This window comes from Vibrio barjaei (assembly GCF_001639065.2).
Taxonomy (GTDB): domain Bacteria; phylum Pseudomonadota; class Gammaproteobacteria; order Enterobacterales; family Vibrionaceae; genus Vibrio; species Vibrio barjaei.
This window is the reverse complement of sequence record NZ_LQXO02000042.1, coordinates 21,621-42,307: the sequence shown is the minus strand read 5'-3', so window position 1 is coordinate 42,307 and position 20,687 is coordinate 21,621. Positions and strand designations below refer to the sequence as shown.

General features: G+C 45.2%; 17 protein-coding genes. 8 read left to right on the top strand and 9 right to left on the bottom strand.

Going from position 1 to position 20,687, the window contains the following annotated elements; genetic code table 11:
• Window position 1 precedes the first annotated feature (1 nt).
• The 6 genes from AWH66_RS18635 to AWH66_RS18610 form a co-directional block, all read right to left on the bottom strand.
• A complete protein-coding gene (locus AWH66_RS18635) occupies window positions 2-1,882 on the bottom strand; it encodes a propionyl-CoA synthetase (RefSeq protein ID WP_063606753.1) in 1,881 nt (626 codons plus the stop codon).
• A gap of 19 nt (window positions 1,883-1,901) precedes the next feature.
• Window positions 1,902-3,077 (bottom strand): 2-methylaconitate cis-trans isomerase PrpF, encoded by a 1,176-nt coding sequence (gene prpF / locus AWH66_RS18630; protein ID WP_063606754.1) that lies wholly within the window; start codon window positions 3,075-3,077, stop codon window positions 1,902-1,904.
• 10 nt (window positions 3,078-3,087) lie between these two features.
• Window positions 3,088-5,682: a Fe/S-dependent 2-methylisocitrate dehydratase AcnD gene (gene acnD / locus AWH66_RS18625; protein ID WP_063606755.1), complete on the bottom strand. Its 2,595-nt coding sequence runs from the start codon at window positions 5,680-5,682 to the stop codon at window positions 3,088-3,090.
• 49 nt (window positions 5,683-5,731) lie between these two features.
• Window positions 5,732-6,862 carry a bifunctional 2-methylcitrate synthase/citrate synthase gene (prpC, locus tag AWH66_RS18620; protein ID WP_063606756.1) on the bottom strand — a complete coding sequence of 377 codons (1,131 nt, stop codon included), beginning with the start codon at window positions 6,860-6,862 and terminating at the stop codon, window positions 5,732-5,734.
• A gap of 104 nt (window positions 6,863-6,966) precedes the next feature.
• Window positions 6,967-7,866, bottom strand: a complete 900-nt coding sequence (prpB, locus tag AWH66_RS18615) for a methylisocitrate lyase (RefSeq protein WP_063606757.1) — start codon at window positions 7,864-7,866, stop codon at window positions 6,967-6,969.
• 72 nt (window positions 7,867-7,938) lie between these two features.
• The gene (locus AWH66_RS18610) at window positions 7,939-8,625 is read right to left on the bottom strand and encodes a GntR family transcriptional regulator (protein WP_063606758.1); all 687 of its coding nucleotides are present in this window, start codon (window positions 8,623-8,625) and stop codon (window positions 7,939-7,941) included.
• A 293-nt stretch (window positions 8,626-8,918) separates the two neighbouring features.
• On the opposite strand from AWH66_RS18610, the gene AWH66_RS18605 reads away from it, so the two are divergent.
• From AWH66_RS18605 to AWH66_RS18595, 3 genes are all read left to right on the top strand, one after another.
• Complete coding sequence (locus tag AWH66_RS18605) at window positions 8,919-9,893, top strand: tripartite tricarboxylate transporter substrate binding protein (RefSeq protein WP_063606759.1); 975 nt, start codon at window positions 8,919-8,921, stop codon at window positions 9,891-9,893.
• Window positions 9,894-10,108: 215 nt separating this feature from the next.
• On the top strand, window positions 10,109-10,606 hold the full coding sequence (locus tag AWH66_RS18600; protein ID WP_063606760.1) for a tripartite tricarboxylate transporter TctB family protein: 498 nt from the start codon (window positions 10,109-10,111) through the stop codon (window positions 10,604-10,606).
• A gap of 9 nt (window positions 10,607-10,615) precedes the next feature.
• Window positions 10,616-12,142 (top strand): tripartite tricarboxylate transporter permease, encoded by a 1,527-nt coding sequence (locus AWH66_RS18595; RefSeq protein ID WP_063606761.1) that lies wholly within the window; start codon window positions 10,616-10,618, stop codon window positions 12,140-12,142.
• Window positions 12,143-12,196: 54 nt separating this feature from the next.
• Here the strand turns inward: AWH66_RS18595 and AWH66_RS26245 are convergent, their stop codons facing one another.
• The 3 genes from AWH66_RS26245 to AWH66_RS18580 all read right to left on the bottom strand — a co-directional run bounded on the left by AWH66_RS26245 (window position 12,197) and on the right by AWH66_RS18580 (window position 15,112).
• A complete protein-coding gene (locus tag AWH66_RS26245) occupies window positions 12,197-12,676 on the bottom strand; it encodes a type II secretion system protein (RefSeq protein ID WP_083400071.1) in 480 nt (159 codons plus the stop codon).
• A 133-nt stretch (window positions 12,677-12,809) separates the two neighbouring features.
• Entirely contained in the window at window positions 12,810-13,496 is a 687-nt protein-coding gene (locus tag AWH66_RS18585) for a response regulator (RefSeq protein WP_063606762.1), read from the bottom strand.
• Window positions 13,493-15,112, bottom strand: coding sequence for an ATP-binding protein (locus AWH66_RS18580; RefSeq protein WP_063606763.1), 1,620 nt, complete (start codon window positions 15,110-15,112; stop codon window positions 13,493-13,495). Before AWH66_RS18580 ends, AWH66_RS18585 begins: the two co-directional genes overlap by 4 nt.
• A gap of 399 nt (window positions 15,113-15,511) precedes the next feature.
• Here AWH66_RS18580 and AWH66_RS26165 point away from each other — a divergent pair, with 399 nt between their 5' ends.
• The 5 genes from AWH66_RS26165 (at window position 15,512) to AWH66_RS18555 (ending at window position 20,678) form a co-directional block, all read left to right on the top strand.
• Entirely contained in the window at window positions 15,512-15,751 is a 240-nt protein-coding gene (locus tag AWH66_RS26165) for a hypothetical protein (protein ID WP_063606764.1), read from the top strand.
• Window positions 15,752-15,955: 204 nt separating this feature from the next.
• Window positions 15,956-17,377, top strand: a complete 1,422-nt coding sequence (locus AWH66_RS18570; RefSeq protein ID WP_051647288.1) for a TolC family protein — start codon at window positions 15,956-15,958, stop codon at window positions 17,375-17,377.
• Complete coding sequence (locus AWH66_RS18565; protein WP_063606765.1) at window positions 17,374-18,348, top strand: HlyD family secretion protein; 975 nt, start codon at window positions 17,374-17,376, stop codon at window positions 18,346-18,348. Before AWH66_RS18570 ends, AWH66_RS18565 begins: the two co-directional genes overlap by 4 nt.
• A gap of 9 nt (window positions 18,349-18,357) precedes the next feature.
• Window positions 18,358-19,542 (top strand): ABC transporter permease, encoded by a 1,185-nt coding sequence (locus AWH66_RS18560; protein ID WP_063606766.1) that lies wholly within the window; start codon window positions 18,358-18,360, stop codon window positions 19,540-19,542.
• Complete coding sequence (locus AWH66_RS18555) at window positions 19,539-20,678, top strand: ABC transporter permease (protein ID WP_063606767.1); 1,140 nt, start codon at window positions 19,539-19,541, stop codon at window positions 20,676-20,678. Before AWH66_RS18560 ends, AWH66_RS18555 begins: the two co-directional genes overlap by 4 nt.
• The last annotated feature ends 9 nt before the right edge of the window (window positions 20,679-20,687 follow it).

Here is a 20,687-nt window from a genome sequence, read left to right as displayed (position 1 = left end):
ATCAGTCTGTATGCAACGCTCGTTCAATTTCTGAAAGGCTGCTTGGGTCATCAATCGTCGAAGGGACTGTGTACGTTTCACCGTCAGCGATTTGGCGTATGACTCGACGCAGAATCTTACCAGAACGCGTTTTTGGTAATCGTTCCACTACGAGGGCGTGTTTGAAACATGCAACAGCACCGATTTCCTGACGAACTTTACCGACCAATTCATGTTCCAGCTCCCCACTATCAACTTTGACACCATCTTTTAATACCACTAAGCCCAATGGCAACTGACCTTTGAGGTCATCATGCACACCAACAACTGCGCACTCTGCAATCGCTGGATGTCCACCAACAATTTCTTCCATCTCACCAGTAGATAAGCGGTGTCCTGCTACGTTTATGACATCATCCACTCGTCCCATAATGAATAAGTAGCCATCCTCATCCAGATAACCGCCATCTCCAGAGACATAATAGCCTTCAAACTGACTTAAATAGCCCGATTCAAATCGGTCATGATTGCGCCACACGGTAGTAAGGCAACTTGGTGGCAATGGACGTTTAAGTGAGACAAAACCTTGTTGATTAGCGCCAACTGGCTCACCGATTTCATTGAGAATCTCAACGGTAAAACCTGGACTTGGTTTCGTTGATGAGCCCGCTTTGACACCCATTACCTCGATACCTAACGGGTTAGAAGAGATAGCCCAACCCGTTTCCGTTTGCCACCAATGGTCGATCACTGGCTTTTTGGTATGTGTTTCTACCCACTCTAACGTCGGTGGGTCGAGACGCTCCCCCGCCATAAAAATGCTCTTTAACCCGCTGATATCATACTTAGACAACTCCAAGCCATCAGGGTCTTCCTTCTTGATTGCTCGAAACGCTGTAGGTGCAGAAAACAGCACTTGAACATTATATTCTTCACACACACGCCAAAATGCACCTGGGTCGGGCGTTCTTACTGGTTTGCCTTCATAAAGAATTGAAGTGCAACCGTGAATAAGCGGTGCATAAACAATGTAAGAATGCCCTACTACCCAACCTACATCCGACGCGGCCCAATACACGCCATCAGTTGGCATGTTGTAGACTGCAGACATTGAGTACTTCATGGCGACAGCATGCCCACCATTATCCCGTACCACACCTTTTGGTTTCCCAGTCGTTCCCGACGTATACAAAATATATAAAGGGTCAGTAGCAAGCACAGGCACACATTCATGGGGCAACGCGGATTCATATTCTGTTTGCCAGTCCAAATCTCGTTCTTGATTCAGTTCCGCCACGCACTGCGGACGTTGCAAAACAAATACATTGTTCGGCTTCCAACGACTATCCATGATCGCCTTGTCGACCAGTGGCTTGTAAGGTAAAACCTTATTGATTTCAATACCGCAAGACGAGGTCATAATGACTTTAGGTTCAGCATCCTCGATTCTGACAGCCAGCTCGTTTGGTGCAAAGCCGCCGAATACTACTGAATGAATTGCTCCTAATCGTGCACAAGCCAGCATCGCCATCGCCGCTTCCGGGATCATTGGCATATAAATAACAACTCGGTCGCCTTTAACCACGCCTTGTTTGGCAAGCATTCCCGAAATTTTTGCAACCTTATCTCGAAGCTCACAATAGCTATACTTTTGCTTTGTTCCTGTGACCGGTGAATCGTATATGAGAGCGGTTTTCTCCCCTCGCCCTTGTTCGCAGTGATAATCAAGTGCTAACCAAGCAGTATTCATAACACCGTCAGGAAACCAACGCTCGATGCCATTTTCATCTTTCTCAAGTATGGTTTTTGGTGCTTCAAACCAGTCGATGGCTTTTGCTTGGTGTTCCCAAAAAGACTCTGGTTGCTTTTCAGCCCACTGATATTCTTGTTGATATGCAGACATAATGCGTCCTCCAATATGTCTATTTCATAGTATCCGATGGCACACGAACCCAACCTTCCATAAGGATTCGAGCACTTCGACTCATTATTGCTTTATCTACTGTCCAGCCATTTGGTGATTGTGAAGCGACCGCCCCCACCTTCAATGTTCCAGAAGGGTGACCAAATGTCACTGACTCTCGGTTGCCTCCACCAGCAGCCAAATTCACCACGGTGCCGTCTACACTTGCAGCGCAGGCGATAGCAACGGCCGCTGTGCCCATCATGGCATGGTGTAATTTCCCCATCGACAGGGCACGAGCCAATAGATCAACGCTGTTGGCCTCAATGGGCTTACCACTCGATGAAACGTAGTCTTTTGCAGACGACACAAAAGCCACTTTCGGTGTGTGTTGCCTAGTCGCGGCTTCATCAATCGAATCAATCAAGCCCATTTTTACCGCACCATGCGCTCGAATTAACTCAAATTTTTCGAGCCACGCCTCATCACTGTTGATGTCATCTTGAAGTTCAGCACCTGACAACCCTAGTTCATTGGCATCGATAAAAATCGTTGGGATACCCGCGCTGATCATGGTCGCATTAAAGACACCTACATTTGGCACTTCTAGATCATCAATCAAGTTGCCCGTTGGAAACATCGAGCCGTTGTTGTCACTAGGGTCAACAAACTCAACCGCGATCTCGGCAGCCGGAAATGTCACTCCGTCGAGCTCAAAATCACCCAGCTCTTGCACTTCGCCGTCGATAATAGGAACGTTAGCGATAATGGTTTTTTGAATGTTTGCCTGCCAGATTCGAATTTTCGCGATACCGTTTTCGGGTATCCGCTTTCTATCAACCAACCCACTATGAATAGCGAAAGGTCCCACCGCAGCCGATAGGTTGCCGCAATTACCACTCCAATCTACAAAGGCCTTGTCGATTGAAACTTGCCCAAATAAATAGTCGATATCGTGATCATCACGGGTGCTTTTAGACACTACCACCGTTTTACTGGTGCTCGACGTCGCGCCTCCCATGCCATCAATCTGTTTTGCATAAGGATCTGGACTTCCTATTACGCGCATCAATAATTTATCTCGTGCTGATCCTGGTTGCTGAGCTTCAAGAGGGAGATCCAACAAGCTGAAAAATACCCCTTTGCTAGTACCTCCACGCAGATAAGTCGCTGGAATTTTAATTTGTTTCGTCATTCCTTTCTCCTCACTGTGCTAAGAAGTCCTGAGCAAATCGCTGCAACACACCACCAGCAGAGTAGACTTTAACTTCGTCCTCAGTATCCAGACGACAAGTCACTGGCACATCGAGTTTTTCTCCATTGGTTCGGGTAATCACTAAGGCAAGATCACAGCCCGCTTTGATATCGCCTACGACGTCGTACTGTTCCGTGCCATCAAGCGCTAGCGTTTTGCGGTTGGTGCCTTTTTTGAACTCAAGGGGTAGTACTCCCATGCCCACCAAATTGGTGCGGTGAATTCGTTCAAACCCCTCCGCCGCAATAGCTTCAACCCCAGCTAGGCGCACACCTTTTGCCGCCCAATCTCGCGAAGAGCCCTGCCCATAATCAGCACCCGCAACAATGATCAAAGGTTGTTTACGTGCCATATAGGTTTCTATGGCTTCCCACATTCTTGTGACTTTACCTTCAGGCTCAATACGAGCGAGAGAGCCTTGCACGATTTTTTCGTCCTCTTTCACCATCTCGTTGAACAATTTTGGATTAGCAAATGTGGCTCTTTGCGCGGTCAAATGGTCACCACGGTGGGTCGCATACGAGTTGTAGTCTTCTTCTGGTACGCCCATACTTGTCAGATATTCGCCCGCCGCACTCGTGGCTAGAATCGCGTTCGATGGAGACAAGTGGTCAGTAGTAATGTTGTCACCTAATACAGCTAGGGGTCGCATACTTCGCAAGGTGCGTTTACCTGTCAACGCCCCCTCCCAATATGGCGGTCTACGAATATAAGTGCTGCGTTCACGCCAGTCATAGAGAGGGCTTTTCGCTCGCTCGGTCTCATCCAACTTGAACATTTGAATATACACTTGGTTAAACTGCTCAGGTTTCACATGTTGGCTAACTACAGCATCAATCTCTTCATCACTAGGCCAAATATCGTTGAGATAAATAGGATTACCGGAAGCATCAGTACCAAGGACATCGCGTTCAATATCAAAACGAATGGTACCTGCTATCGCATACGCCACCACTAATGGCGGCGAGGCAAGAAACGCTTGTTTAGCGTATGGGTGAATTCGCCCATCAAAGTTCCGGTTGCCCGACAACACGGCGGTGGTATAGAGATCGTTTTCAATGATCTCTTGTTGTATTTGCGGATCCAGCGCACCACTCATACCGTTACACGTCGTACAGGCATAGGCGACGATGCCAAACCCTAATTTTTCAAGTTCAGGTAACAACCCAGCTTCTTCCAAGTACAGTTTGGCGACCTTAGAGCCTGGAGCGAATGATGATTTCACCCACGGTTTGCGCAATAGTCCTAGCTCGTTGGCTTTTTTAGCGATCAACCCTGCCGCCACGACATTTCTTGGATTACTGGTATTGGTGCATGAGGTAATAGCCGCAATGATAACGGCGCCATCTGGCATCTTGTCTTGCTTCTGCTCCCAAGGAGCAGCAATACCCTGCTGGTTCAATTCAGCGGTTGGCAATCGGCGGTGTGGGTTGGAGGGTCCTGCTAACGTTCTTTCAACTTTAGATAGGTCAAATTCAAGTACTCGTTCGTATTGTGCGCTTTCTAAAGCACTCGCCCAAAGTCCTGTTTGCTTGGCATAGTTTTCAACCAATTTAATTTGCTCATCTTCGCGACCAGTAAGCTTCAGGTAGTTAATTGTCTGCTCGTCAATGTAGAACATACCGGCTGACGCGCCGTATTCTGGCGTCATATTTGAGATGGTTGCACGATCACCGATGGTCAGATGTTTAGTACCTTCACCAAAGAATTCCAAATAGCTCGATACCACGCGTTGAGCACGCAAGAACTCAGTTAACGCCAACACAATATCAGTGGCGGTAATACCGGGTTGACGCTGTCCGACAAGACGCACGCCGACAATATCTGGTAAGCGCATCATGGATGGTCGACCTAACATCACCGTTTCCGCCTCTAAACCACCAACGCCAATAGCGATAACACCAAGTGCATCAACGTGAGGCGTATGACTATCTGTGCCCACGCAAGTATCGGGGAATGCCACACCTTGCTTCGCTTGGACGACTGGAGACAACTTCTCTAAGTTGATTTGGTGCATAATTCCGTTACCGGCGGGCACGACACTGACGTTTTCAAAGGCGGTTTTACACCACTCGATAAAGTGGAATCGGTCTTCGTTTCGACGCTCTTCTACTGCTCGATTCTTTTCAAATGCATCGGCGTCAAAGCCAGCGTGTTCAACCGCCAATGAATGATCAACAATCAGCTGAGTTTCAACGACAGGGTTGACGCTGGCTGGATCGCCTCCTTGAGTAGCTATGGCGTCTCTCAATCCAGCTAAGTCCACTAAAGCGGTTTGACCAAGAATGTCATGACAGACAACGCGGGCTGGATACCAAGGGAAGTCTTTATCTCGACGGCGATAAATAAGCTGAGACAAACATTCCTCTAGCTCCGACGGGTCACAACGACGTACTAAATTCTCAGCCAAGACTCGAGACGTGTACGGCAAGTGCTGATAGGCTCCTGGCTCTATGTCATCAACCGCAGCTTTGGCATCATAATAATCCAACTGCGAATTTGGGAGCGCTTTGCGATATTGATAATTAATAGTTTGATTAGACATGTTCACATCCTTTCTGAACGCTTCTGTTTTCACTGTTTAGTTTTCCCAGTTAGTCACGTTCATTGATTGCCACCCACTCTCTTGCTTCTGGACCTTCATAGTCCGCGCTTGGTCTAATAATGCGGTTATTCGCGCGCTGCTCATAGACATGGGCAGCCCAACCAGTGAGGCGACTCATTACAAAGATAGGCGTGAATAATTTGGTTGGAATATCCATAAAGTGATAGGCCGATGCATGGAAAAAGTCAGCGTTACAGAACAAACCTTTTTCGCGTTTCATTACAGCTTCTACCCTTACCGAAACATCGTAAAGATAGGTATCGCCAACTTGTGTAGATAGCTCTTCTGACCAACGCTTAATGAGTGCATTACGCGGATCGCTCTCGCGGTAAATAGCATGTCCAAAACCCATGATCTTGTCTTTGTTGGCTAGCATCTGCATGATGTTGGCTTCTGCCTCGTCGGCGGTGCGCCAATCTTGAATCATATCCATGGCGGCTTCGTTTGCACCGCCGTGCAGCGGACCACGTAAAGTACCAATAGCTGCCGTGACACAGGAGTGAATATCGGACAAGGTTGAGGCGCAAACACGAGCAGCAAAGGTCGAGGCATTAAACTCATGCTCGGCATAAAGAATTAACGAACAATGCATCACCTTTTTGTGAAGATCAGATGGCGACTTGTCAGTGAGCATTTTCAGAAAATAACCACCGATACAATCCTCTGACTGATCCGTAGTATCAATACGCACCCCATCATGACTATAGCGATACCAGTAACAGATAATCGCAGGGAATAAAGCAAGCATTCTCTCTGTCGCCGCTTCTTGTTGTGAGAAGTCTAGTTCTTGCTCCAAGTTACCTAACATAGAGCAACCCGTTCTCATCACATCCATTGGATGAGCATCAGCCGGAATCAGCTCTAGCGCTTGTTTCAGAGAATCAGGCAATCCGCGTAAGCCAACAAGTATCGTCTTATATTCATCGAGCTCTTTCTGGTTAGGTAAATGGCCACGCAATAGCAAATGCGCGACCTCCTCAAATTGTGCATTGTTGGCAAGATCGGTGATGTCATAACCTCGGTAAGTCAGACCTGTCCCGGACTTACCTACTGTACATAACGCTGTCGTACCTGCACTTTGGCCTCGTAGACCTGCTCCACCTATGGCTGAATTAGGCATTTTGAACTCCTTTTCCCGCTTTTGTCCCTTTTGGGATCTTTTAACGCGGCATCATGTTATTGGATAAAGTTAATAATTAGTTTTCTTGAGCTTCCGTTGTGTTTCTAGGATTTGCTTTCGGCAAATAGTTGATCCAGTTTATCTTCGTAGCTGTGATAATTGAGATGCTCATAGAGTTCTGCACGTGTTTGCATTTGCTCGGTAAGCGCTTCTTGATTGCCTGCACTTAGCAGATGCTGGTAGACATTTTCTGCTGCTTTGTTCATCGCTCGAAACGCAGATAGCGGGTAAAGGACCATATCGACTCCGACTTTTGCCAACTCGTCACAACCAAATAGCGGTGTTTGCCCAAATTCGGTAATATTGGCAAGAATCGGAACATCTTTACTTGTGGCCTGATTCAACGCCGTTTTGAATTGCTGATAGTGCTCAAGTGAGGTCATCGCTTCGGGGAATATCATGTCTGCACCCGCACGAACACACGCAATCGCACGCTCGATAGCTTTGTCCATCCCTTCTACAGCCAGTGCATCGGTACGCGCCATAATGACAAAGCTAGCGTCAGTTTTAGCGTCTACCGCAGCTTTGACTCTATCTACCATTTCTTGTTGACTAACAATTGCCTTGTTGGGGCGATGTCCACAACGCTTTTGAGCCACCTGATCTTCTATATGCACCGCTGCAGCCCCTGCTTTCTCCATCGCCTTAATCGTACGAGCAATGTTAAAAGCGCCGCCGAAGCCAGTATCGATGTCCACCAGCAAAGGCAAGTCACACGCATTTGTTATGCGTTCTACATCAACCAAGACGTCATTTAAGGTGGTAATACCTAGGTCAGGAAGTCCATACGATGCATTAGCAATGCCACCACCTGACAAGTAAATAGCTTGATGACCAACGTTTTTTGCCATCATGGCGCAGTACGGATTTACCGTACCTACGACTTGCAGTGGGTTACCGTTAGTGACGGCGTCACGGAATAGTTGTCCCGGGGATACTGACATGATTGTCTCCTTGTTACTTTCCCTTATGTAACGCAGTGTTGGGCATATTTACTGCGTCATCTATAGATTGAATTAGCTGTCTAGGTTCTTTTCGATTAACGCTTTGCTTCGTGAAATGTGCCTTCTCATCAGCAACTCTGCCAATTCAGGATCACGATTTTTAATCGCGTCTAAAATAAATAGATGTTCCTTTAACGCTGCCTCAGGACGGGATTGTGTCCGAGGTGACTGATATCGATACATCCTTAATAAGTGATAAAGCTCATTGCATAGCAAGTTTACTAACTGACTGTTTTGACTGGCTTTGATGATGCGGTAATGAAAGTCAAAATCACCATGCTGATGGAAATAGGAAGCACCATCCACTTCGTCTATATGCTCTGAGTGTCTGTTTAATAGCGCTTCCAACTCACCAACTTCTTTATCACTGATGTTTTGTGCTGCCAGTCTCGCCGCCATTCCTTCAAGGGCTTCACGAACAGAGTACAGCTCCACCAACTTATCTTGAGATAAGGTAATCACGCGCGCCCCTACATGAGGAATGCGCTCAATTAACCCTAACCCTTCTAAACGCATAATAGCCTCGCGAAGAGGTCCACGGCTCACTTCAAAACGTTTTGCTAGCTCTGGTTCAGAAATCTTGCTGCCTGATTCAATTCTGCCTTCAACAATCTCTTCAATGAGCTGCTCTGTTAAATTTTCTGACTTGGTCGCTTCTTTTAACGGCGCGTCGTCATTCATTACTGGTTCTGCACTCATATCAACGCTCACCTTCAAATTTACTCACATTGTTGACAGTTTTTATTGCATGAACATTATTTAAGCAGCTTAACACCATCAGATCAACGAAATTGTCGACAATATAGACTAATGTCTAACTCAAAAACCAGCGCGTGAACTTTATGAACAAAATTCACCCTATGTTCTTTATCCTCAATATCTGCACTTTATTGATGCATTTGTAACATGTACGTAACCTTTAGCTAACCCATAGAGGTCAAGTCAGCATCCCTCTGCTGGCAGACAATAAAGTCAACATAAGGAACGTGAACATGTTTAAGGCACTAAAACCGACCCTAGCGGCATCGATTGTGGCAACTACTCTTTCTTTTGGTAGTTATGCTGCAGATCTAGAGAAGATTCATTTCTTAATTCCTGGGGGTGCTGGCGGCGGTTGGGATATGACAGCACGCGGAACAGGCGACGTATTGGTAAAAGCAGATATTGTCGACAATGTCTCTTTTCAAAACCTGTCAGGTGGTGGCGGCGGTAAAGCAATTGCTCACCTAATTGAAACCGCTGAACGCCAAGAAGACACTTTAATGGTTAACTCTACTCCTATCGTTGTGCGTTCATTGACCGGTGTATTCCCACAATCATTTAGAGACCTAACACCCGTTGCAGCAACGATTGCTGACTATGGCGCCATTGTTGCTCCAGCAGATTCTCCATACAACACTTGGGAAGACGTAGTTGCTGACTTCAAAGAGAACCCTCGTAAAGTCAAAATTGCAGGAGGCTCAGCTCGAGGAAGCATGGATCACCTAGTCGTTGCGGCAGCGTTCAAAGGCGAAGGCTTTGATGCGAAAAAGGTACGATACATTGCCTACGATGCTGGTGGTAAAGCGATGGCCGCTCTTCTATCGGGCGAAACCCAACTTCTATCAACAGGTCTTGGTGAAGTACTAGAAATGTCGAAGTCAGGTCAAGTAAAAGTCCTTGCCGTTACTGCACCTAAGCGTCTCGAAGCAGCGCCGAATATTCCAACACTAACCGAGTATGGAAACGAAACTGTCTTTGCCAACTGGCGCGGTTTCTTCGCAGCTCCTGGAGCAAGCGAAGAGAAAGTCAAAGAGTGGACAGAAGCGCTGTCGAAAATGTACTCCACCGATGAATGGGCCGTAGTTCGTGACCGCAATGGTTGGATTGACAACTACAAACCTGATCAAGAGTTTTACAAATTCCTTGAAGACCAAGAAAAGCAGATGGGTGCTCTCATGACTGAGCTTGGTTTCTTGAAACAGTAAGCAGAAACATAGGAGGGCTTTGCTGTTCCCTCCTCTTGCCAATATTTTGCCGTATATGAGACGCAGCTACGAATCCTTCAGTTTGTAATTGCTCTAGCAGTACTCCTTTGTTTATTGGGTAAAAAGACTGTGTCCTGAGTTCTCTTACCCACTTGGTCGACGCTCATCGATCCCTTGTATACGGCCTTTTCTCTTTTCTTTACCTGGAGTGAGTTATGTCAAATTTCACCTCTAAGCTGTTCACGAAAGAAAATCTACTTTCTCGTGATCGTGTAGGTGCGATGATATTTATGATCCTTTGCTTATGCTATGGATACCAGACATCGCTAATCCCAATGTTTCCTGGGGATGAGTACGAACCGTTCACCGCGAGAACGTTACCAAGTATATTGACCGTTGTTGGTATTGTGCTGTCGGTAATTCTTCTTATCACCGGACAACCTAATGTTAAAAGCGGCGCCGTCACTGATTTCAATTGGAAACTACTGATTGGATTTTTGGTGTTAATGGCTGCGTATGGCTTGGGATTAACCTATCTAGGATTTGTACTTGCTACAGGTTTCTTCTTAATGATTGGGTTCTATTTACTTGGCGAACGTCGTAAGAGCATTCTATTTGGTGCTTCTTTTCCTTTTGTCATCGCTTTTTATCTCATGCTTACGCAAGGACTAGATATCTATCTAGAGCCTGGACTCATCTTCACTCTTTGGTAGGACACCATTATGTTAGACGGAATTTTACAAGGATTATCAACGGCAGTTATGCCGATGAACATCATGATGGTGATTGTCGGTTGTTTTGTCGGTACTTTTATCGGGATGCTTCCGGGTCTGGGGCCTATTTCTGCAATCGCATTGATGATCCCTATTACTTATGGACTTGATCCTTCTTCTGGCTTAATCCTTATGGCCGGCGTTTACTATGGCGCTGTATTCGGAGGTTCAACCTCATCCATTCTTATTAATGCTCCGGGCTGCTCGTCTACCGTTGTTACCGCATTTGATGGTTACCCAATGGCACAGAAAGGCCAAGCAGGTAAAGCGTTAGCACTCGCGGCCTACTCTTCTTTTACTGGCGGTACACTCTCTGCCATCATGTTACTGTTCGCGGCCCCCGCTCTTGCTAAAGTCTCATTAAGTTTCCAGTCATCAGACTACTTTGCGTTGATGTTACTTGGTTTATCTGCGGTTGCTGCATTCGCTGGCAAAGGTCAGGTTATTAAAGCGTGGATGATGGTTGTACTGGGACTCATGCTATCAACAGTCGGCATAGATAAAGGTGTTGGTGTTGAGCGCTTTACGTTTGGCTTAACTGATTTAATGGACGGGTTTAGTTTCCTATTACTTGCTATGGCAACCTTTGCATTGGGCGAAACTTTGATGGGTATCCTTAAGCCGGAACAAGATACCCGCCAAGATGAACAACGCAAAATGAGTGATATTGGCAGCATGAAAATCACCAAAGAAGAAGTTAAGGAAGTTGCGCCGGTTTCTATTCGTTCTTCTATCTTGGGCTTCTTTACCGGAGTCCTACCGGGCGCGGGTGCCACCATTGCTGCGTTCCTTTCTTATGGTATGGAGCGTAACCTTGCGCCTAAAGACAAGAAAGAAGAATTTGGTAAAGGCAGCATTCGTGGTTTGGTCGCACCAGAGTCAGCTAACAATGCGGCATCAAGTGGTTCGTTTGTTCCGCTATTAACTCTTGGTATCCCTGGTTCCGGTACAACTGCTATTATGTTAGGTGCACTGATCGCTTATGGTATTCAACCGGGTCCTCGCCTATTCGTTGAACATCCAGACGTGTTCTGGTCTGTCATCATCTCAATGTACTTCGGCAACATAGTTCTAGTTATCTTAAACTTACCGTTGATTCCATATATTTCTAAACTCCTAGCGGTACCAAGAACCGTATTGTTGCCCATGATCCTATTTTTCTCTATTACGGGTGTGTATTTGGTGTCGTTCAATACCATGGACGTGTTTATCATGTTGCTCGTAGCAATGGCAGCAATCGCGTTAAGGCTAGCCAATTTCCCATTAGCTCCGTTACTACTTGGTTTTATTCTTGGCGGATTAATGGAGGAGAACTTAAGACGAGCATTGATGATCAGTGATGGTGAGCTAAGTTTCTTGTGGGAGCGCCCTATTACATTGACGTTTACTGTGTTGGCTGTGCTAGTACTTGTTGGACCCGCGTTGCTTTCGTTGGTTAAGAAATGGTTTTACCAACCTAAGAAAGTTGAATCTTAGGTTCAGTATGAATTGATACTAACAGAGCCACTCTATTGAGTGGCTCTTATTTATTTAACAATTCTGGTCGATGATAGCGTAACGGTACTCGCCTTTTTCAGAGTCTGGTTGAGTAACAAGAAGAAAGCAGCCGCCCTCTTTCACAGTTTCAACATTGCGTATTTCTTTACCACCATAGATGACCAACTCGCCGCCGTCAGTAGCACCATTCTGTTTAACATGATAGTTCATGTCTGTCTCAAGGAATTGAGCGATGTTGTTTTTGGTATCAAGTTTCAAATGTCCATTGATTAAGTTCACTCTTTTACCATCAATTTTCACTGCTTTATCACCATTGCGTTCAACGCCATTGATTACGGCCTTGCTATAAACCAATGAATCCATACCTTTAACCGCAGCTTGAGCGCCTTTCAACACGCTTACTCGAGCATCAGTAGTAAGATTTAAGAACCTTGGTGCGGCACTGACCGCTAAAATGCCAAGAATAACGATAACTACAACAAGTTCGATAAGCGTAAAGCCGTTACGTTTCATGAGGATTTTTCCTTTCTATTGGGCTGAGTTTATTGAATCAAGATCACGATTCGGCCGAATAGTACGAAAAAAGCCCTTTTGTAAAACAACAAAAGGGCTTTAGAAATCCTTTGAAAATCAGATAAAGAGATGATTAACGTATAACTTTACGATAACAGCGCTCAGGGCGTCCGACGGTACCGTAATTCACGTCAGCTTCCAGCTCGCCATTACTAATAAGAAACTCCAAGTATCGTCTTGCTGTCGTTCTGCTCGCGCCAATCATTTCCCCCGCTTCATCGGCGGTAAATGGCTTATCTTCTTTAAACAATGCACGAATTTTCTCAAGGGTCACGCCATCAATTCCCTTGGGTAGCCGAAGCTCAACATTTTTCTCTGCACTACTAGATTGCATCATTTCGTCTACTAATGATTGATCCAGACCTTCCACGTGATGCAGTTGCTCGGTACGTTTCTGGTACTTTTTCAATGCGGCCTCTAGCCGAGGAAACATGACTGGCTTTAATAAGTAATCAATCACACCGCCACGCATCGCCTGTTGCAGAGTTTCAACATCGCGTGCAGCAGTAATCAAAATGACATCACACTCTTGATTCAAACTGCGCAGCCAAGCCAATATTTCTATGCCAGTGCCATCTGGCAAATAGACATCGAGCAACACTAGTTCGGGTTCTAAAATTTCAAGCTGTATTTCAGCCTCGGCTTTTGATGTAGCCATTCCGACTACTTCAAAACCGCCAATTTGCTCTAGGTATCGACGATGCAGTTCTGCGATTTTTAAATCGTCTTCTATTATCATGACTCGTGTTAAGTCACTCATGCTAATCCATCCTTAGGAATATATACCGTCACACGTGCGCCGATATCCTTGTTTTCTACTATTTCCAATTGTCCCTGGTATCTTTCAGTCAATTGCTTGACTAAAAATAATCCCACACCACGATTAGTAACTGATTTACTCGACACGCCGCGTTGAGTCAGCGATTCCACATCGAGATGCTTAGGTAAACCACACCCCTTATCAATGACTTCTAAAATGATTTCATTACCAAAGTCACTCACCGACACTTCAACTTCTGACCGTTCTAAGCGCTCATGAGGAGAGTGCGCAATAGCCGATAATGTTGCTTCAAACGCGTTATCAATTAAATTACCCAAAATGGTCACTAAGTCATCAGCATTTATCTCTTTGGGCAATGGTTCAAGTCGCGACTCATCTTCTACTTTTAATCCTAAACCCAACTCACGTGCGCGCTCTGTTTTTCCGAGAAGCATACCGGCAATCAACGGGTCTTTAACGGTTTCTCGAAGGAACTCAATCAAGCTCTGATAGTGCTCAGTTTCTTGCCCGATGAGATGCTGCACTGCATCCAATTCCCTCATTTGTACTAATCCACTTATAGTGTTCAGCTTGTTTCGATGTTCATGAGTCTGCGAACGTAACAGCTCTGCATAAGCTTTGGTTTGCGATAGCTGTTCGGTCAATTCCGAGATTTCATCGCGTAAACGAAAACTCGACACCGCACCAACGACTTTACCATCAACAACAATGGGACTGCGATTAGCAACGATGCGTTGTTGGTTGATATACAGCTCAATATCGTTATCTGACTCTTGGCTTTCAATTAAACTTTGCAGATCGGAGTTAGGTAATACTTGGTAAAGAGGTTTGTTCATAACACCCGATTTAGTTAATCCTAATATCTCACACGCACTGGTATTAATCGAACGTAACACCCCGTCGGAGTCAATGCTAATAACACCTTCTTTAATAGTGCTCATTGTGACATCCAGCTCGCCATAAAGACGACCAATCTCTTCTGGTTCGAAACCTAATAGTGCTTTTTGAAAACGACGTGAGATAAAGTAAGAAACAATCGCGTTCACAATGAGCACCAGTATTGCCATGCCAAGTAGGAACGCTAAATAAGGCTCAATACGGTCTTGAAGTCTATCCAATAAGTAGCCGACGGAAACAACACCTATGATATTGCCATCTTTATCAAATACCGCCGCTTTGCCTCGAACCGACTTTCCAAGAGATCCTTCTGCAAATGATACGTAAGTTTGCCCATGAACCAGAGCTTGATCATTATCGCCCCCTTTCATTGGTAGCCCAATTCGTTCATCAATAGGGTGGACTAAACGAATGCCTTTCTCATCACCAATCACAATGAAGGCTGCCCCTATCATCTCAGTAAGCCCACGAAATCGGTTTTGCATTCGAGCAGACGTTTTCTGTTCAATCATATTGATGACAGCGCTAGACTGTGCCAAGAATGTCGCGACACCTTTGGCTTTTAGCCCCATTTCCTGTTCTTGAGACTGCTTGATGTAGCTAAATCCAGCTAATGATAAGACAAGCAACTGCAACAACCCCGAAACCGTCATAATTATGAGCATTCGGTGTCGAAAACTTATCTGGTTCCATTTCATGATAACTCTCCCTAACACCCACACTGTAACAGCGTTGTAACATACGAGCACTCAATTGGGTATCGAACTGTGAAGCACATAATTAATTTACTTGGAATCAGTCAAATAGACGATAAAAGCGCTCCATGATTCCTTCAGTAAGAGTGTAAATATTCATGTCAGTTACATGCATATGCAACCGAATTTCTGATTATGATCACATCACTTTTAGCTTATTTTTAGAACAATTCAGCCTTAATTCCGTATAGTAAAATTGTAATCTAGAAAGTACCTGAGTCTACTTACTACTTGTCGACTCAAACGTAACTTTATAGGTCACTTATAACTAGAAAATAATAAAATGAAAACGCAGTAACCCTTGTGCAGAGCGCAATATACAACGTAAGAAGGAACGTCGTTATGGAACGGGACTGTTTTGGAATTTGCCTTAATCGGGCGCTGCTGTCGAAAAATCGACGCGCTACATTTACTCACGTCAGGGCATATCAAGCAACAAACTCACAAGAATCTGAACTAGAACATGAGATTCTAGTTTCGTTCGCTTCACCACAAATGTCAGGCAGTGAAGTCTTAAAAGAACTGCTTCAAGCAAAAGACTTAATGTGGAGGGCAGGCTACGTTTGTCCATCAAATGATTAAGGTCGTTTGATTTTAAAAAAGCAACAGCACGTAATGTGAAGTTGCTTTTTTTATTATCAGTCATGAAAATATATCGTTTAGCTTCTAAATAACAGATACTTAACCGCATAGCACACGAAAAAACATCTATAGTTAGGTTATTGCACACCATTTTATTAGAGCATATACTCTAATCAATTTATTAACATCTGTTTTGGAGCAAACATGAAGATAAGGTCCCTACCGCTGGTTGTGGGCGCATTGCTAGGAACGCTTTCTTTCGGCGGTTACTCTGCCGAAGTCTCCTTTGATGAAGCCTGGCAATTGCTTCAACAAAACAATAATTCTCTAGCCGCACAACGAGCTAACGTAGAACGATATGGGCACTTACAAGACGCAAGCAGTAGCTTAAACCTACCTAAGGTCACGGTTGGTGCTAACTACACTAGATTGGATCAAGATGTCACTCTAAATGGGTCTCAGTTTGCTGATAGCCTCAGTGGTGGTCCTGCACTTCCTCCTGCTCTTGGACAGGCTCTCAACCAAATCTTAGGAGGTGTTACTTCCACTATTGAAAACCAAGACATTTTCACCTCTTCAATCCGAGCGGTTTGGCCGATTTTTACGGGCGGTCGAATCACGGCGGCTCAAACAGCTGCTGAGGGTAAAAAAGAAGAAGCTCAAAGCCAGCTTGCAATGGAAGTTCAAGCTAGATACGAAGATCTAAGTAAGTACTATTTTAGTGTGGTGCTTGCACGCAATGTCGTTGATACCAGAATGGCGGCAGAAAAAGGGCTAACCAAGCACCGAGACTTCGCTATTAAACTTGAAGAACAAGGACAAATTGCTCGAGTTGAGCGCCTTCAAGCAGAAGCATCATTAGCGAAAGCGGTGGTGGAGCGTAAAAAAGCACAGCACGGTCTGGATATCGCAGAAGCTGCCCTTACCCAAGTTTTAGGGCAATCTGAAACCGTTGAGCCTCGTGACCAGCTTTTTATCAACGAAAACCTGCCACCTCTGGATGCTTTCGTCGATCAAACCCTAGACACCTACCCTGGTCTTTCCATTCTTGATGCGAAAGAGAAACAAGCAAGTAGCTTGATGAAGGCAGAGAAAGGTAAATATTTCCCAGAAGTATACGCCTACGGTGACTATAGCCTGTATCACGGCGATTCATTGGCCGGACAGCTGAAGCCAGATTGGTTAGTTGGTATTGGTGTAAGTGTTCCACTCCTTGAGAACACAGGTCGCAGTGAGCAAATGAAAGCGGCTAACAGTGCGGTATCTCAAGTACAATTTTTAAAGAAACAAGCGAAACAAGACTTAAGTGTCTTAGTTGAGAAAACTTACTTGGAAGCGCAGCAAGCACTCGATGAAGTGCAAGGGTTGAATACCAGTATTCAACTTGCAGAGGAGAACCTCAAGCTGCGCCAAAAGGCCTTTTCTCAAGGATTAGGTCGCTCTCTCGATGTGGTCGATGCTGAACTTTATCTTGCCAGCGTTAAGACCCAGCAAGACGCCGCAAGCTTCCAGTACTTACTGTCACTAAATAAATTACTCGCTCTTTCTAGCGAGATGAACAACTTTTCTACGTATAAATACAACGCTATTACCCCAGCTCAACTAAGAACGAAGGATGCATCATGAACAAGGTAAAACCTACTTTACTGACATTAAGTACGATTGCGATTATTGGTTGGGTTGGATACAAGTTCTATGATGCCTATCAAACACCTCCATTTCGTCTTCAAGGGCAAATCGAGTCTCAGCAATATAGCATTTCATCAAAAGTACCAGGCCGTATTGACGAAGTATTGGTGCGAAAAGGTGACGAAGTAGCCGAAGGCCAACTCATTTTCACCATCCACAGCCCAGAAATCGAAGCCAAACTTGAGCAAGCCGTAGCCGGACAAAAAGCGGCGGGAGCGCTTGCCAAAGAGGCAGAAACAGGCGCTCGTAAACAACAGATTCAAGCTGCAGAAGACCAATGGCGCAAAGCAAAAGCCGCTGCTGCATTACTTGAGAAAACGTATCTAAGAGTTAACAACCTATATAAAGATGGTGTGGTAGCTGAGCAGAAACGTGATGAAGCCATGACTCAATGGCAAGCGGCCAAATACACTGAAAGCGCAGCATTTCAGATGTACCAGATGACCAAAGAAGGGGCGCGTTCTGAAACAAAATTAGCGGCGGCAGAAAAAGCTCGAATGGCGGAAGGTGCGGTAGCCGAAGTTGAAGCTTATGCAGCTGACACTAAAATCCATTCTTGGTTTGATGGTGAAGTTTCGCAAGTATTGCTGCACAGCGGTGAACTAGCGCCTCAAGGCTTCCCTGTTGTTACGGTTATTGATACCAAAGACACATGGGCCGTACTGAATGTACGTGAAGATCTTTTAAGCCAGTTCGAGAAAGGTAAAGAATTTAACGCTTACTTACCTGCACTTGATGAAACCATTACCTTTAAAGTGTTCCACGTTGCTGTAATGGGTGACTTTGCTACATGGCGCTCAACTGATGCAACCCAAGGTTTCGATCTTCGGACTTTTGAAGTTGAAGCTCGTCCAGTAGATAAAGATGTACCGCTTCGTATGGGTATGAGCTTAGTGGTAGAAATGTAGGAAGCCATTATGCCTCACTCTTTTCCAACGTTAGCTAAACGAAAGCTCGCGAAAAGTCAGTTTCACAGTCAATGGCAAATTCTACGTCACGATAAATGGCTATTATCTTGCCTAACTTGGGTACCGATGATTCTATGCCTTTTGATTTATTGGATTTTCTCTCAAGGGATCGCCAGCAACTTACCGATTGGTGTTGTAGACCTGAGTAAAAGTCAGTTGTCGCAAAAGCTAATTCGAAACTACGATGCCACTTCAATGATGAGTGTAGATCATCAGTACGATGATATTGGCCAAGCTCGGGACGCTCTTATTGAAGGTGACATCTACGCGATTCTGACGATTCCGCATGGTTTTGATAAAGCCGTCGTGAAATCACTACGTCCAGAAGTGACCTTGTTCTATAACAGTCAGTACATACTCGTTGGACGTTTGATCAATTCTGCGGCTCTACAAGCGCAAGGTACCTTTAATGCTCAAGTTGAAGTCGTCAAAGCTCTAGCAAAAGGCGACACAACAGGCGCTGCTGCAATGGGTAAAGCGGTCAACGTAAGAACCCAGATAACACCACTATTCAATAAAGGCACTAACTATGCTCAGTTCCTAGTGAGTGCTATCGTTCCAGCAATTTGGCAAATCGCTATTGTGTCGTTCACTGTACTAGTGTTGAGTGCAAACTATCGAATCTCCGGACTCGCTCCTTGGTTAGGGCAAGAGAAACCAATCTCCCGATTAGTACAAACCTTGTTCCCCTATTTCCTCTGGTTCTTGTTGCAAGGTACTTTCTTTTTAGTTTGGTTTTACGACTTAATTGGATGGCCTATGGAAGGCAGTTGGCTGGTGCTCTTCTTTGCGCAGATCGTTACAACGGTCACCTGCATGATAATGGCGGCGCTGTTTTTTTTCTTAACTTGCGATGCTGCACGTGCAATGAGTTTTGCTGGCGCATTTACCGCACCAAGTTTTGCATTTATGGGAATTACTTTTCCGGCGACAGACATGAATCCCCTCGCGTTGTTCTGGCGTGAGTTATTACCAATCAGTCATTACATTGAAGTTCAAGTAAGTCAAGCAAGTTACGGCGTCACTCCACTTCAGTCGCTTTCTCACCTAGTACCAATGTTAGGCTACATCATCCCATTGGTAGTAACGTCTGTATTAATTAAAAAACATATGAGTAAGGAGTTAGTAGCATGACGCTGTTAGAACATGTAAAACTCGAACTCAAAGCCATTCTCACCAATCCGGTAGTAGTACTGACAGTATTTGGTGGTGTGATTTTCTATTCGTTCTTATACCCTCTTCCCTACACTCAGCAAACGCCAAGAGAACAACCAATCTCCGTAGTCAACTTAGATCTCAGTCAAACCAGTTTTCAATTGGAACGGATGGTCGACGCTACACCAAATGTGAAAGTGGTACAGCGAGACCACACTATTGCTGCTGCGAAGGAAGCTTTTTTGAATGGGGAAGTGTCAGGTATTTTGGTGATTCCTGAGCATTTCTACAAAAACCTTATGCTAGGAAAAAGTCCAGTACTTGCCTACGCCGGCGATGCCGCTTTGTTTTTGGTTTATGGAACCGTGGTTGAGGGTCTAGCGCAAGCTGGCGGAACATTGGCAGCAAAAGCCAAAGTAACCAAATTGCTCATCGATGGTGTACCTCTGGAACTGGCAAGCAAACAGTATGCCGCGACTCAGCTTAACACCAAGCCCACCTTTAACCCTCGAATGGGATATGTAGACTATGTTGTGCCAGCAGTCTTTGTATTAATCCTTCAACAAACTCTCGCAATGGCGTCCGGTTTGGTTGGTGGCACGCAACGTCAGGGTAAAGGTTACTGGCGTTCGCAATCAGTGTTATCTGTTGTGGCTGTTCGCAGCATTGTACTTACGCTTATCTACTACCTACTTGGTATGTATTATTTCGGTGCTAGCTTTGAGATGTATGGCATCAGCAAACTTGCTCAACCCGTCGAATTGCTGACTCTAATGTTGCCGTTTTTACTTACCTCGTGTTTTATTGGCATATTCTTGGGTGCCATAACACCGCGAAGAGAACTAGTGACGGTTGTTGTTCTGCTAAGCTCAATGCCTCTGATCTTTTCCGCTGGCTTTATATGGCCAACTGAAATGCTCCCAGAGCCAATGAAATGGTTTGCAGCAATCTTCCCGACTCAAGCTGCGATTAATGGCTTTTTGAAGCTAAATCAAATGGGGGCCGATTGGTCTCAAATACGTGGAGCATGGACGCAACTTTGGATTCAAGCTTTCGCTTGGGGAAGTCTTGCTGTATATAGCTTCAAGAGATATAGAGCTAGCAATGCTGGGTAACTAGAGGAT